This is a genomic window from Luteibacter pinisoli (assembly GCF_006385595.1).
Lineage (GTDB): Bacteria > Pseudomonadota > Gammaproteobacteria > Xanthomonadales > Rhodanobacteraceae > Luteibacter > Luteibacter pinisoli.
This window is the reverse complement of sequence record NZ_CP041046.1, coordinates 222,474-236,963: the sequence shown is the minus strand read 5'-3', so window position 1 is coordinate 236,963 and position 14,490 is coordinate 222,474. Positions and strand designations below refer to the sequence as shown.

General features: G+C 66.3%; 13 protein-coding genes. 2 read left to right on the top strand and 11 right to left on the bottom strand.

Annotation, left to right across the window (positions count from 1 at the left end; translation table 11 throughout):
- Window positions 1–22: 22 nt before the first annotated feature.
- On the top strand, window positions 23–2,500 hold the full coding sequence (locus FIV34_RS01050) for a TonB-dependent siderophore receptor (protein ID WP_139978823.1): 2,478 nt from the start codon (window positions 23–25) through the stop codon (window positions 2,498–2,500).
- On the opposite strand, the gene FIV34_RS01045 is transcribed toward FIV34_RS01050, so the two are convergent.
- From FIV34_RS01045 to cyoA, 6 genes are all read right to left on the bottom strand, one after another.
- Window positions 2,488–3,411 carry a DUF535 family protein gene (locus tag FIV34_RS01045; RefSeq protein ID WP_139978821.1) on the bottom strand — a complete coding sequence of 308 codons (924 nt, stop codon included), beginning with the start codon at window positions 3,409–3,411 and terminating at the stop codon, window positions 2,488–2,490. The genes FIV34_RS01050 and FIV34_RS01045 overlap by 13 nt on opposite strands.
- A 34-nt stretch (window positions 3,412–3,445) precedes the next feature.
- Window positions 3,446–4,219: an SURF1 family protein gene (locus tag FIV34_RS01040; RefSeq protein ID WP_139978819.1), complete on the bottom strand. Its 774-nt coding sequence runs from the start codon at window positions 4,217–4,219 to the stop codon at window positions 3,446–3,448.
- Window positions 4,216–4,617, bottom strand: a complete 402-nt coding sequence (gene cyoD, locus FIV34_RS01035) for a cytochrome o ubiquinol oxidase subunit IV (protein ID WP_139978817.1) — start codon at window positions 4,615–4,617, stop codon at window positions 4,216–4,218. The genes FIV34_RS01040 and cyoD overlap by 4 nt, the downstream gene beginning before the upstream one ends.
- Complete coding sequence (gene cyoC, locus FIV34_RS01030; protein ID WP_246058852.1) at window positions 4,614–5,189, bottom strand: cytochrome o ubiquinol oxidase subunit III; 576 nt, start codon at window positions 5,187–5,189, stop codon at window positions 4,614–4,616. Before cyoC ends, cyoD begins: the two co-directional genes overlap by 4 nt.
- Before the next feature lie 52 nt (window positions 5,190–5,241).
- Complete coding sequence (gene cyoB, locus FIV34_RS01025; RefSeq protein ID WP_211352753.1) at window positions 5,242–7,215, bottom strand: cytochrome o ubiquinol oxidase subunit I; 1,974 nt, start codon at window positions 7,213–7,215, stop codon at window positions 5,242–5,244.
- 65 nt (window positions 7,216–7,280) lie between these two features.
- Window positions 7,281–8,357, bottom strand: coding sequence for a ubiquinol oxidase subunit II (gene cyoA / locus FIV34_RS01020; protein ID WP_246058710.1), 1,077 nt, complete (start codon window positions 8,355–8,357; stop codon window positions 7,281–7,283).
- 137 nt (window positions 8,358–8,494) lie between these two features.
- Between cyoA and FIV34_RS01015 the strand changes: the two genes are divergently transcribed.
- Window positions 8,495–9,847: an MFS transporter gene (locus FIV34_RS01015; RefSeq protein ID WP_139978810.1), complete on the top strand. Its 1,353-nt coding sequence runs from the start codon at window positions 8,495–8,497 to the stop codon at window positions 9,845–9,847.
- A 58-nt stretch (window positions 9,848–9,905) separates the two neighbouring features.
- Here the strand turns inward: FIV34_RS01015 and FIV34_RS01010 are convergent, their stop codons facing one another.
- The 5 genes from FIV34_RS01010 to hmpA all read right to left on the bottom strand — a co-directional run bounded on the left by FIV34_RS01010 (window position 9,906) and on the right by hmpA (window position 14,339).
- Window positions 9,906–10,892, bottom strand: coding sequence for an NAD-dependent epimerase/dehydratase family protein (locus tag FIV34_RS01010; protein ID WP_139978807.1), 987 nt, complete (start codon window positions 10,890–10,892; stop codon window positions 9,906–9,908).
- Window positions 10,893–10,902: 10 nt separating this feature from the next.
- The gene (locus tag FIV34_RS01005; RefSeq protein ID WP_139978805.1) at window positions 10,903–11,448 is read right to left on the bottom strand and encodes a DUF2058 domain-containing protein; all 546 of its coding nucleotides are present in this window, start codon (window positions 11,446–11,448) and stop codon (window positions 10,903–10,905) included.
- Window positions 11,449–11,665: 217 nt separating this feature from the next.
- Window positions 11,666–12,211, bottom strand: a complete 546-nt coding sequence (locus FIV34_RS01000) for a fimbrial protein (protein WP_139978803.1) — start codon at window positions 12,209–12,211, stop codon at window positions 11,666–11,668.
- Window positions 12,212–12,446: 235 nt separating this feature from the next.
- Window positions 12,447–13,079 carry a TMEM175 family protein gene (locus FIV34_RS00995; RefSeq protein WP_139978801.1) on the bottom strand — a complete coding sequence of 211 codons (633 nt, stop codon included), beginning with the start codon at window positions 13,077–13,079 and terminating at the stop codon, window positions 12,447–12,449.
- Between the two features lie 78 nt (window positions 13,080–13,157).
- Entirely contained in the window at window positions 13,158–14,339 is a 1,182-nt protein-coding gene (hmpA, locus tag FIV34_RS00990) for an NO-inducible flavohemoprotein (protein WP_139978799.1), read from the bottom strand.
- Window positions 14,340–14,490 lie beyond the last annotated feature (151 nt).

The window sequence follows — 14,490 nt, the reverse complement described above, 5'->3', positions numbered from 1 at the left end:
CCAAGTCTTGGGGCCGCAGGTTTTGCAGCACATCCTTCGCGGGCGCCGGCGCGTAACCACCGGCGCGCTCGCGCTTGCGTTGGTGCTGGCCTTACGGCCGGCCGTGGCTGGCGAAGGGTCGCCCACGGGCGAGGGTGGCTCGACGCTGCCGTTTGCGATTTCCCCGCAGCCGATGGCCACCGCCCTGCTCGCCTGGGGCCAACAGGCTAACGTCCAGGTACTGACCGCCTCCGGCGCCATCGCCAACTGGCGCACCGGCGGTGCCAGCGGCCTGCTCACTCCCGATGCCGCGCTGGATGAACTGCTCGAAGGCACCGACCTGGAGCGCGAGTCGTACGACGCGCATACGGTGGTGGTGCGCCAGCGCCAGCAGGCCGGCAACGCCACGCCCGCGCCAGTCGACAGCTACATCGCCTTCGACCCGCACTCGATCACGCCACTGGCGACGGTGGACGTGCGCGGCATCCTGGCCGACGACGGCTTCAAGGCGGACACCTCGCGCACCACCACGCGCACCGAATCCAACCTGACCGACGTACCGCAATCGGTGAGCGTCGTGACGCGCGAAGTCATCGCTTCACAGCAGGCGGTGAGCATCGGCGACGTCGCGCGTTACGTCGCCGGCGTGCAGTACGTCGATGGCTACGGCGGCTCGCCGTTGTTCCTCATTCGCGGTTTTGACGCGGGTAATGGCATGACGGATGGCATGCCAAATGGCATTGCGCGCACCGAAGACCTGCCGCCACTGATCGGCATCGAGCGCGTCGAAGTGTTGCGAGGGCCCGAAGCCATTCTTGGCGACGCGTCGCAGAACAATAATTTCGGCGGCTCCATCAACGTGGTGATGAAGCGCCCGCAGGCCGACACGGTGCGGACGCTTACCTGGTCCGCTGGTGAGTACGACGGCGCGCGCCTGGGCCTGGATCTCGCCGGCAAGGCCTCGACCGACGGCGCGTGGACCTACCGGCTCGTCGCAGCCGGCCAGGGCGCGGAGCACACGCCGCAAGGACACGGCAACGGACGCGGTGCGTACCTCGCCCCTTCGTTTGCCTGGCAGGGCAGCGATACGCGCGTGATGGGCGGCCTGGAATACGTCGATAACCGCGTGCCCTCGCCCGAGCACACCGTGCTGCTCGGCGCGTCGCTTTCCACCGCGTCGCCCTACCGCGACCTGCCGGAAACCGCGGACGACTATTCGACCTACCGCACCACGCGCGCCGTCTTCGAGTTCGACCACGAGTTCGGTCCCGACTGGAGCTTCCACAGCCAGGGTCAGTACGTGCGCCAGCACAGCGACGGCCGCAACTGGTCGTACACCGCCGGTGGCAATGGCCCGTATCTCGTGCCCGTGTCGCGCACCTTCCGCTACAAGGGCAGTTACTGGACGTGGCAGAACGACCTGCGCACGTCCTTCAGCCATGGCAACACGACGCATACCGTGCTGCTCGGCTTCGACGTGGCGCGCACGCATGCGGGCGACAGCGGCGGTGGCAGCACCGTGGAGACGCTGCAGACCAACGACGTCCAGCTGGATCGCGGCGCACAGATCGTCACCACGCCCATCGCGTTCAACCTGCTGACCGGCGCGCGGATGTCGGAAAAATTCGACTCACTGGTGGCACCGGTGACCACCGTGCAGGACCTGGGTGGTTCGTGGCAGACCAACGCCGGCCTCTACCTGCAGGACCAGGTGGCCATCGGCGAGCGCTGGAACGTGCTCGCCGCCCTGCGCCGCACCACGTATCAGCTGGATACGCACTGGGAAGACGGCCTGCCGCGACGCCAGCGTAAATCGCGCTGGGTGCCGAGGCTGGGCGTGGTCTACAAGCTCACGCCTGCCGTGGCGCTGTATGCCGATACCGCCGTGGGTTTCCAGCCGGATCCGCTGCTGGGCAAGGATGGCCAGCCGCTGCCTGCGGTCACCTCGCGCCAGGTGGAAGTCGGCGGCAAGTTCGATCTGTTCGACCAGCGCGCGCGACTGACGGCGGCGGTGTATCGCATCCGCGTGGACCACAGCGTGGACCTCGTCTCGCCCGAGCCGCCGTTCTTTGCCACCCCCGGCCCGGGCCAGACCAACCGCGGCGTGGAGCTGGAATTCACCGGCAACGTGGCGCCGGGCGTCGACGTGCTGGCCAGCCTGACCGAAACGCGCATCCACAACTACGACGACTCGCGCCCCACCGGCACGCCGAAACACCAGGCGGCCATATGGGGCAGCTACCGCTTTGGCAGCGGCCCGGTGCAGCCGTGGGGCGTGGCGGCCGGCGTCCTGGCACGCAGCCGCAGCTACGGCCGCACGAGCACCGACGGCCAGTACTTCGGCATTCCCGGCCAGGCCAGCGTGGAAACCAACGTCACCCGCTACGGGGAACACTGGCGCGTCACGCTGGGGGTGAAGAACCTCTTCGCCCGCACGCTGTACGCGGTGAACTTCGACGATACGTTCGTGCCGATCCGCCAGGGGCGCACGGTGTTGCTCACCGGCTCCTACGACTTCTGAAACGCCTTCAGCACGACCTCGCAGGCCTCGTGGCGAAACGCGTCGCGGACCGGATTGCCTGACGGCAGGCCCGGCACCGGCACCTCGTAGCAGCCGTCGAGGCCCGCCATGCCGCCATGCCGGCGCCAGAAGCGGTCGTACGCCGCGATGGTGACGCCCGCGCGGCGATCCAGCGGATGCGCGCCGGCGGATACCGCACGAATGCGCTGCACGCCGTAGTGCTTAGCCAGCGCCCGCACCACCGCCATCAGCAACTCGCGCGGATGCAGGCCACCCGAGGAACGGGTGAAGCCCGCGATCGCCGCGCGTCCCAGGTAGGCCCACGAGCCGCGCATCGCACCCAGCAGCAGGCCATCGCTGCCGGCAAAGGTAACGGCGCACGAGGAAATTACTTCCTTGTCGCCGTTCAGGAGGAAAAGACCGAGCTCCCCGCACTGCGCACTCTCCGGTGCACGGGCATGCAGGTACGCCAGCTGGCCGTCACCGAGGGGGAGCGTGGCCAGGCGAACGTCATGCCCCTTGAGCAGGCGCACGCGGAGTCGCTCGGGAAACTCGCGCGCCACGAAGCGGTAATGCGCCTCGATGATCCGCGCCCTCGCTGCCAGGTCGAAGCGGCGCGAGATGTAATGGGGTTGCCAGCGCTCGTAGAGCGTGGGGTTCGCCTCGGCCGCCGCGCGGATATCGCGCGAGCGGCTGACCAGGCGTAGCCAGGCGGCCTGGCGAGGCAGGGTCCGCAGCGTGCGCCAGGCGCGGCGCAGGCGGTTTTCCGTGGGCGGGAACCGATGGCGCTGCAGGGCCCGGCGGCGCAGGTGCTCCAGCAGGAGCCGGAGACCACCGGGCTCGTCGGCGGGCGGCGACCAGCCCAGGGGCAGGTCGTGGAGCGTACGGCTGGTCGAGAGGCGGGACTGCATCACCCCTAGACGTGCCGGCCGTCAAAAATTGAAATTACCGGCGTTTACGCTGTTCACGCCAGACGACCCAGGCACCGACCAGGGTCAGCAGGGCCAGGGCGTACCAGGTCAGGGCGTACTGCAGGTGGTTATCCGGGAAGGCGATGACGGTGAGCCCGCCAACCGGGGCGTCGCTGCCATCCGTGCGGCCCGGGGCCGAGGCGGCATCGGCGTCGACGAAGTACGGTGCGGCGTCCGCCACCCCGACGGCCTGGGTGATGGCACCCACGTCGCGCGAGAACCAGCGCCCGCCGGCCGGGTCGTTTTTCTGCAGGAAGGCGCCCTTGGGCTCCGTGATCCGCAGCAGGCCGGTGATGGTGGTGTGGCCGGTGGGGCCGGTCGGGCAGCTGGCCTTGCCACCGCACCAGGCAGGGGTCACGAAGCCACGGTTGACCAGCACCACCTCGCCGTTATCGCGGCGCAGCGGAGTCATCAGCCACGAGCCCAGGCCCAGCTCGGTGCTGGCCCGCACCCGCACGCTCTTGTCCTGCAGCAAGGTGCCCGCCAGTTTCACCCGGCGGTACTCGTCGCTTTCAGCGGTGACCTGCGGCCACTGGCCGCGGCCCGGGGCATCCACCGGCATGGCATTCACGCGGGCATCCACGCGCGCGATCAGCTCGTGCTTCCACGCGCGGCGATGCACCTGCCAGGTGCCCAGCGCCACGAACGCGGCAAACACCGCCACGCCGAGCAGCGCCAGCAGGCCCCATACGAAGACGCCGCGCGGTGGGCGCGGCGTCTCGTTGTCGTTGGCGACATCCCGGCTCAAGGCAGGTTCTTCACCTGCTGGGTCATGTCGTGCGACATGCCCGGCATCATGTTGGCATTCATGTGGAACATCACCCAGATGGAACCCGAGAGGGTAATCACCACCAGGATCAGCGTGAAGATCAGCGCCAGCATGTTCCAGCCGCCCTGCGACTTCGTATCCATGTGCAGGAAGTAGATCATGTGGACCACGATCTGGATGGCGGCGAACGACAGCAGCACCACCGACAGCGTGCGGGTGTCGGGAATGACCTTGCCCATCACCAGCCAGAACGGGATGGCGGTAAGCACCACGGCCAGGAAGAAGCCGAGCATGTAGCCGCCCAGCGTGCTGTGGCTGACGACTTCGTCGTCGTGGTGGTCGTCGTGGTGATCGTGCGATTCGGCGTGCGCGCTCACGGGAGCACTCCCATCAGGTAGACAAAGGTGAAGACGCCGATCCAGACCACGTCCAGGAAGTGCCAGAACATCGACAGGCACATGATGCGACGCTTGTTGGCGGCAGTCAGGCCATGCTTGCCGACCTGGAACAGCAGCGTGATGAGCCACACGATGCCGAAGGTGACGTGCAGGCCGTGGGTGCCGACCAGGGTAAAGAACGACGACAGGAACGCGCTGCGCTGCGGGCCCGCGCCTTCATGGATCAGGTTGGCGAACTCGTACAGCTCGATGCCGAGGAACGTGGCGCCGAACAGGCCGGTGATGATGAGCCAGGCCATCATCGTGCCGCGGCGGTTCTTCTGCATCTCCAGCACGGCGAAGCCGTAGGTGATCGACGACAGCAGCAGCATGGTGGTGTTGAGCGCCACCAGAGGCAGTTCGAACAGGTCGGCGCCGGACGGACCACCTGCGTAGCTCCGCCCCAGCACGCCGTAGCAGGCGAACAGGCAGGCGAAGATCAGGCAGTCGCTCATCAGGTAGATCCAGAACCCCAGCAGGGTTCCGTTCTCCGGATGGTGGTCCTTGGTCATCCAGAACTGCGTTTCGGTCCCGGCCACGGCCGCGGACGGGTTGGCTTGGATATCAGACATGGGCGGCAAGCTCTTCCGTGCGGGCGGTCTCGGTGCGCTCGACCACGTCGGCGGGGATGTAGTAATCGCGCTTGTAGTTGAACGTGTGCGTGATGGCGCTGACCAGGATGCCGAGGAACGACAGGCCGGCAAGCAGGAACATGTGCCAGATCATCGCGAAGCCGAACACGAAGGCGAACGCGGCGATGATGAAGCCGGCGGCCGTGTTCTTCGGCATGTGGATCGGCAGGTAGCCTTCCGTGCGACGCGTGGCGTTGCGCTCCTTCATGTCCCACCAGGCATCCGCATCGTGGATGAGCGGGGTGAAGGCGAAGTTGTATTCCGGCGGCGGCGACGAGGTGGCCCACTCCAGGGTACGGCCGTGCCACGGATCGCCCGTGACGTCGCGCAGCTTTTCCTTGTTCTTGATCGAGACGAAGATCTGGATCAGGAACGAGCCGATGCCGAGCGCAATCAGGCCCGCGCCGACCGCGGCGATCTGGAACCAGATCTGCAGCGACGGATCCTCGAAGTGGTTCATGCGGCGGGTGACGCCCATGAAGCCCAGCACGTACAGCGGCATGAAGGCGACCCAGAAGCCGACCAGCCAGAACCAGAACGAGCACTTGCCCCAGAACGGATCGAGGCGGAAGCCAAAGGCCTTCGGGAACCAGTAGTTGATGCCGGCGAACAGGCCGAAGATCACGCCGCCGATGATCACGTTATGGAAATGGGCGATCAGGAACAGGCTGTTGTGCAGCAGGAAGTCGGCCGGCGGGACCGCGAGCATCACGCCGGTCATGCCGCCGATGGTGAACGTGACCATGAAGCCGACGGTCCACAGCATGGGCACGTCGAACTTGATGCGGCCGCGGTACATCGTGAACAGCCAGTTGAACAGCTTCGCGCCCGTCGGGATCGAGATGATCATCGTCGTGATGCCGAAGAACGAGTTGACGCTGGCACCCGAGCCCATGGTGAAGAAGTGGTGCAGCCACACCAGGTACGAAAGCACGGTGATCACCACGGTGGCGTACACCATCGAGGCGTAGCCGAACAGGCGCTTCTGGCTGAAGGTGGACACGACCTCGGAGAACACGCCGAACACCGGCAGCACCAGGATGTAGACCTCGGGGTGGCCCCAGATCCAGATCAGGTTCACGTACATCATGGCGTTGCCGCCAAAGTCGTTCGTGAAGAAGTTGGTGCCCGCGTAGCGGTCAAGCGCCAGCAGCACGAGCACCGCCGTCAGCACCGGGAAGGCGGCGACGATCAGCACGTTGGTGCACAGCGAGGTCCAGGTGAAGACGGGCATCTTCATCATGGTCATGCCCGGGGCGCGCATCTTCACGATGGTCGCGATCAGGTTGATGCCGGAGAGGGTTGTTCCCACGCCGGCCACCTGTAGCGACCATATGTAGTAGTCGACACCGACATCCGGACTCTGCGCCAGCCCCGACAACGGCGGGTAGGCCAGCCAGCCGGTGCGGGCGAACTCGCCGACGAACAGCGAGGCCATCACCAGCAGCGCGCCGGAGACCGTCATCCAGAAGCTGAAGTTATTGAGGAACGGGAACGCCACGTCGCGCGCGCCGATCTGCAGCGGCACCACGTAGTTCATCAGGCCCGTCACCAGCGGCATCGCCACGAAGAAGATCATGATCACGCCGTGGGCGGTGAAGATCTGGTCGTAGTGGTGCGGTGGCAGGAAGCCGGGGTTGCCATTGAAGGCGATGGCCTGCTGCAGGCGCATCATCAGTGCGTCGGCGAAGCCGCGCAGCAGCATCACGATGCCCAGCACCATGTACATGATGCCGATCTTCTTGTGATCGATGCTGGTGAACCACTCCTTCCAGAGGTAGCCCCACAGCTTGTACTTGAAGAGCAGGCCCAGGACGACCGCGCCGCCGAGGGCGACGCCCGCGAACGTGGCGAGCAGGATGGGCTCGTGATAGGGGATGGCCTCGATGGTGAGGCGTCCGAAGATCAGTTTAACTAGATCGGGCGTATTCATACCGGACTCGGCAAGCGAAATTCGTTGGGGGCGGCCGCTTAGAGCGGGCGTCCGGCGGGCGTCATGGCTTCACCGGCGGTGCCGCGCGCGGCGCACAGGGCGCCCACGTAGCGGCGGCCGTCGTCGGGCAGTCCGTTGCGCGAACGGGTCGCGGCATCGACCGAGGTCACGTTGTAGGTGCCCACGATGCCCTGCCCGCCGGCCTTGTCCAGCGCCATCATGTCGCTGGAGCACATGCGGTTGGCCTCGACGCAACGGTTGAGGATCCGGTTGTACAGGCCCTCCGCCACGGTGCCGTAGTAGTGCACCGGCTCGCGCTCGCTGGGCTGCTCGAGCTTGAGGTAGTCGTCGCGGTCGAGGGCGTCGCCGCTGGCCTTGGCCTTGGCCACCCACGCGTCGAAGTCACCCTCGGACAGGCTGTGGAGGCGGAAGCGCATGTCGGAGAAGCCGGCGCCGCTGTAGTTGGCCGAGATGCCTTCGAAGTCGCCGGTCTTGTTCATCACGGCGTTGAGCTTGGTCTCCATGCCCGGCATGGCATAGATCATGCCGGCCATGGACGGCACGAAGAAGGCGTTCATCACGTTGGAGGCGGTGATGCGGAATTCGATCGGGCGATCCACCGGGGCGGCCATCTCGTTGACCGTGGCGATGCCCTGCTCCGGGTAGAGGAACAGCCACTTCCAGTCCAGCGCCACCACCTCGACCACCAGCGGCTTGACGCCCGCCGGGACCGGCCGGTTGGTGCCGATCTGGTCAAGCGGACGGTAGGGGTCCAGCTTGTGGGTGCTGGTCCAGGTAACCGCGCCCAGGGCGATGATGATCATCAGCGGTGCCGACCAGACGATCAGCTCCAGCACCGTGGAGTGGTTCCAGTCCGGGTCGTAGTCCCGCTCGGCCGCCTTGCTGCCGGCACGGTACTTCCACGCGAACAGGAGGACCAGGAAGATCACCGGGATGATGATGATCAGCATCAGCACCACGGAGATGAAGATCAGGTCCCGCTGCTGCCGGGCGACATCGCCGGAGGGGGAGAAAAGAACGGCGTCGCAGCCTGACAAAAGCAGGGCCAGGGCGGGGATCATCAATCCGCGCAACATCTTCATGGACATTCGCATGTGGGAGCTACCGTGGGGACCCAAAAAAATACGCTCAATTTCACGTCAGGACCATAGGACACTTTGTCCCATGGCATCCAAGCCAGACGCCCTCTCCGGGGGTATGCTGTCACCAAGCACAGGAAGGGAGCCGTACGATGTCGAGCATTTCACCCGTCCCTCACAACGCCGCCGAGGTCGCCGAACGCGACGTCCGCCGGCAGCACCAGGAAAGCCACGCCGCCGTGGCGCCCAACGAGATCGCCGTGGGCGTGGTGATCGGCCGGGCCTCTGAATATTTTGACTTTTTCACGTACGGCATCGCGTCCGTCCTCGTCTTCCCCACGGTGTTCTTCCCGTTCCTCAACCAGGTCGACGGCATCCTCCTGGCGTTCACGATCTTCTCGTTCGCCTTCATCGCGCGGCCCTTTGGTACCACGCTGTTCATGGCGATCCAGCGACATTTCGGCCGGAGTACCAAGCTGACCGCCTCGCTGTTCCTGCTGGGCACGTCCACCGTCTGCATCGCCTTCCTGCCGGCCAACCACACCGGCGGCTACACGGTCATCTTCATCCTTGGCCTGCTCCGGTTCTTGCAGGGCATTGCGCTGGGCGGCTCCTGGGATGGCCTGCCCTCCCTGCTGGCCCTGAACGCGCCGAAAAACCGCCGTGGCTGGTTCGCGATGCTCGGCCAGTTGGGCGCCCCGGTGGGCTTCCTCATCGCCGGCTCGATCTTCCTGTTCCTCAACACCCAGCTTTCCCATGAGGATTTCATGGACTGGGGCTGGCGCTACCCGTTCTTCGTGGCCTTCGCCATCAACGTGGTGGCCCTGTTCGCCCGCCTGCGCCTGGTCGTCACCGAGGAATACACCCAGGCCATGGAGGAATGGGTGCTCGAGCCGATCGGCACGGTCGACCTGGTCCATGCCCAGGGCTACAACCTGTTCATCGGCGCCTTCGCCGCCCTGGCCAGCTACGCCCTGTTCCACCTGGTGACGGTGTTCCCGCTCAGCTGGATCGCCATCACGCGCTCGCAGGACATCAATAACGTCTTGATCGTGCAGATCATTGGTGCGTTCGTGGCGGTCCTGGCCACGGTGGCGTCGGGCGTCATCGCTGACAAGATCGGCCGCCGCAACACCCTGGGCACCATGGCCGTGCTGATCGGCGTCTTCGCCGTCGCCACCCCCTTCCTGCTCAATGGCGGCCGCTTCGCCCAGGATACGTTCCTGATCCTCGGGTTCGCCCTGCTTGGCCTCTCGTACGGCCAGGCCGCGGGCACGGTCACCTCGAACTTCGAGAAGCGCTTCCGCTACACCGGCGCCGCCCTGACCACCGACTTCGCCTGGCTGGTCGGCGCGGCCTTCGCGCCGCTGGTGGCGCTGGGTGTGTCGCAGCGCTTCGGCCTGGTCGCCGTCAGTGTCTACCTGCTCTCGGGCGTGGTCTGCACGCTGGTCGCGCTACGCATCAACCGGGCGCTGGAGACCGAACGGCCGAAAGCGGCCGTCTGATCCCGCCCCGGCGTGAACACGAAAAGCCCCGCATCCGCGGGGCTTTTTTTCTGCCTGATCAATGGGCTACCGGGTAAGGCCCGTCGGCGAAGACCTCGTCGTGGTACCCCTTGGCGCCAATCGCCAGGGCCATCGGGCTGCGGAACTCCTCGCCCCGGCGCAGGCACGCCAGCACGTGGGCAAAATCGCGCTTCGGCGTCCAACCCAGATCACGCACCGCCCGGCCACTGTCGTAGACCCGGTCCAGCGAGGACAGCAGCTTCCAGCCGCGTGCCGCATACAGGGCGTCCACCTCGGGGAACAGGCGGCGGACGACCGTGGGCGCGTCGCGGCGCAGTTCGGCCACGTCATCGCGGGTGAACGGTGGCGGCGCGGAGACGATGTAGCGGCCAAAGCCCAGCTGGGGCGCCTTCGCCAGGGCCAGCAGGTGGGCTTCGACGATGTCCTCGATGTCGGCCCGGCGATAGAGCAGCTCGTTGGCCTGCATGTTCTGGGTGTTGTACTCGGCACGTACACCGGCGTTGTCATCATCTTCGGGGAAGAATCGCGACGTTCGAAGCACGATCACCGGAAGGCCGTCTTTCCGCGCCACCAGCTCGGCCATGCCTTCGGCGGCGATCTTGGTGGCGCCGTAGATGTTTTTCGGCACCGGCACCACCGCCTCGTCGATCCAGGCCGCGGGCTGTCCCGGGGCGGGGGAAAGCGCCGCGCCAAAGGCGCTGGTGGTACTGGTGAAGACGAAGGCCTCCACGCCATGGGCCACCGCTGCCTCAAGCAGGGCGACGGTGCCGGCCACGTTGGTGTCCACGAACTGGCGCTTGCTGTGCGTGGCAACGTGCGGCTTGTGCAGCGTGGCGCTGTGGATCACCCCGGTGACGCCGGCCATCGCCCCGCGCACAAAGGCCTCATCGGCGATGGACCCCACGTGATCGGTGAACGGGGATGGCTTGATGTCCGCCCCGCGCACCGCCCGGCCGTCGGCCCGTAGCCGGCGGACCAGCGCCTCGCCGAGGTGGCCGGCGCTGCCGGTGACCAGGATCGTCATCGCCCTGCCCTCACCACATCAGGTCGTCGGGCACGACGAACTGCTTGTAGAAGTCGTCCTCGTCGTCGGCCGCCGGCAGCGGCTCGCCTTCCTTGCGGCCGTGGTCGAGCACGATGAGCTCGGGGGCCCGGGCGTGCACGTGGTCGGCGGCCTTGCGCGGAATCAGCTCCACGCCGTCACCCTGGCGCACGATGGCCAGCGCACCCGCGGCCAGCTGGGCACGCTGCGCCTCGCTCACCAGCACGCTGCTGATCCGCTCGCCGTCGGTGAAGCGGTAGGCGATCTCGCCCTCGCGCTTCACCTTCATGGCCTCGACGATCTGGCGCACCTGGGCGCGGAGCTCCTTCGCCCGCGCCTCGGCATTGCGCTCGGCCGCCAGGGCCCGGTCGCGCTCGGCGCGTTCGGCCTGGAGCTGGCGGGCGTCGACCTTGTCTTCCGTCGCTTCCACGGGTGCCTTGCCCTGTCGCTGCTTGGCCTGGTCACGGACGATCTTGGCGGCCTTGTCCTTTTTGACGAGGCCGGCCTTGAGGAGCTGTTCCTGGAGGGGGTTGCGCATAAGAGACCTGCGATGGCGCCTTGGAGACCGCTGATGATACCGCCGTCAGTAGTACTCCACCTCCAGACAAATCGCGTGCCGTTCATCACGACGCTGGCGTACGACGGCAACGCGAACGCAGCCATCGCGACCAGGCAGGCCGCGCGCGGCAAGAGTGTGCGGTTCATGGGTATCCTTTCGGTTCGACCGCCGGGCGTGCCGGCGGTCGAGTCCTTACTTACGGGGCAGCTTCGTAGTTGATCGTGTACTTGACCCGGCCCACGGCATCGCCCGCCGTGATCGCACCGACGCGCTCGAACGACGCCGCGTGATAGATCATCGCGACGTTATCTGCAACGACCTTCTTCACCGGGCTGTCGTTGGTCCAGGCATTGACCTTCAGGCCATTCTCGTCAAACAGGCGGATGTTCACGCCCTTCGCGGTGCCGCCGGTCACGCGTACCAGGCCGGTAGCCGGGTCGACGGTGGCGCCGTCGGCGTCAAACGCAGCCCACACCTTGGTGCCATCGGCGCAGCTGGCTTCGCCGCCGATCTTCAGCTTGAAGCCGGTCTGGCCCACGTTATCGCCGACATTCTTGAAATCGCCAGCGCTCACCGACCCGAGGTCAACCGCGAAATTCGGCAAACCGGTGTCGTTGCCGTCCACGCTGCAAGTCACGTCCGTGATCTTGCCGTTGAACGTGATGGTGCCCGTTTCGGCGAATGCCGACGGCGCCGCCAGGCCCGCGATCAGCAGGGCGGAAGTCACAATCTTGAGGTTCATCCAATCAACCTTTCTTCATAAGTTCGTAGATCAACGGCCCACCATGGACCGCCGGCTCCAGGGCGACAGGGGTCACCCCGCGCGTCACGCAGCCGGGCTCGACTACGCGAGCGCTGAAGAAAGTTTGTCGGATTGCCCCTACAAAGTTATATGGAAGTTTCCTCAAAAATCTGAGTTTCTTTGCCGCTAATCGGCGAGGTGAAAAAACCACCACCCGCACGATTTCTCATGATTTTCAGGGCGCCACTGTGCTACGCCGGCGGATGCTGCCGCGGGCGAACCAGGTGACCACCAGCGGCATGAGCACGAGCGGGAAGTTGCTCGGGCCGGGAACCCATATGGCGAGGATGAAGGAAATCGTCGCCATCAGCGGCAACGCCAGCGTACGGCGATTCATCACCGTAATGTCCTCGGCGGGAACGTCCTCGCGCACATACGGCGGACGGAGCGCCGTGCGGAACAGGCGCCGTTGCAGAAGGCCGGACACGAGCAGGTTGAGCGCGTAGAACATCTCCGGCACGCGGTCGGTGGGGTGCGTACTCATCAGGGCCGACGAGAACGGCATGAAGGCCACGGACATCAGCAGGGCGAGGTTGCGCCAGATCAGCGAGGGGTCGAAGCGTTGCAGCAGTCCGAAGGCGCGATGGTGCGCGGCCCACAGGGCGCCCACCACGACGAAGCTGAGCACGAAGCCGAGGAAGTGCGGCAGCAGGTCCGCCAGCGCCTGCAGCCAGACGCCGTCGCCGTGTCCCTCCGGTTCCGGCACGTGGATCTCGATAACGAGCAGCGTGATGGCGATGGCGAACACCGCGTCCGAAAAGAACGTCAGCCGTTCGAGTTGCTGCTCCTGCCCCTGCCCGTGCGACATACCGGTCCCCACCGTGATGAAGGGTCGATCATCGCCTTGCCGGCAGTGCCGAGGCAACCGCCGGCAAAGCTCGGGGGATCAGTCGAGGGACGCGGCCGGTCCGAAGAACTCGTACTTCGCACGCGCATCGGGCACGCCGAGGTCGCGCAACGCGTTGCGCACGGCCTTCATGAAGGGCTTGGGCCCGAGGAAGTACGCATCCATGGCGTCCGCCGCCGGCAGCCATGTCGCGAGGAGCTCACGGTGGAGGAATCCCGTGGCGTGCGGCGCCGGATCGCCGGCGCGCGGCGCCTCGTAGCAGTAGTAGCGCTTCAGGTTCGGATGGCGTGCGGCCAGGGCGTCGATGGCATCGCGGAAGGCATGCACGCCACCATGGCGGGCCGCGTGGATGAAGTGGACGGGCCGTTCCGTGGCCAGCGCCTGTTCGAGCATCGCCAGGGTGGGCGTGATACCGACACCGCCACTGATCAGCACCAGATCCCGGTCGCTGTCATCGAGGGTGAAGTGCCCGGAGGGCGGGAACAGTTCCACGCTGTCGCCCACCGCCACGCGGTCGTGCAGGTAGTTGGAGACCGCGCCGCCCGGCAGGCGTTTCACGCTGATGCGATAGGTGCTGCCGTCCGGCGCGGCGGACAGCGAGTAGTTGCGGCGATGGTCGTGGCCATCGAAGACCACGCGCAGGCCGATGTACTGGCCGGGGATATGCGCGTAGACCGATCCGCCGTCCTCCGGTGCGAAGCGGAACGAGGTGATCTCGTCGCTCTCCTGGATTTTTTCCACCACGCGAAAGGCGCGGCCGTCTCGCCAGCCACCCGGGGCCTCGGCCTGTGCGCTGTAGATGGCCTCCTCGGCGCCGGCGAGGATCCCCGCCAGCTGGCCGTACGCGGCGGCCCACGCGTCGATCACCGCATCCGTCGCCACCTCGGCACCGAGCACTTCGCGGATGGCCCGCAACAGGCAGGCGCCGACGATGGGGTAATGCTCCGGGCGAATCCGCAGTGACACGTGCTTGTTCACGATCATCGGCACGAGGTCGCCAAGGCCCTCGAGGTGGTCAATGTGCTTCGCGTACATCAGCACGCCGTTGGCGAGGGCACGCGGCTGGTCGCCGGTGAGCTGGTTGGCCTGGTTGAAGTAAGGACGCACCTCGGGGTTTTCGTCCAGGAGGATGCCGTAGAAGTGGGTGGTCAGTGCCTCGCCGCCGGTTTCCAGGAGCGGGACCGTCGCGCGGATGATGGCTTTGTGTTCGGTGGAAAGCATGAGGACCTTCGCTTTGCTGTCGTTGGGGTTGCCCTCTCTTATCCACGGAGCGTGCCAGCGGCCTGCGACCTTTTTGATCAAGCGGTTAGCGGACGACCAGGTCATAATGACCCGCGGCAGTGCCGGGTCGATCCGACCCACCGACGGGTCA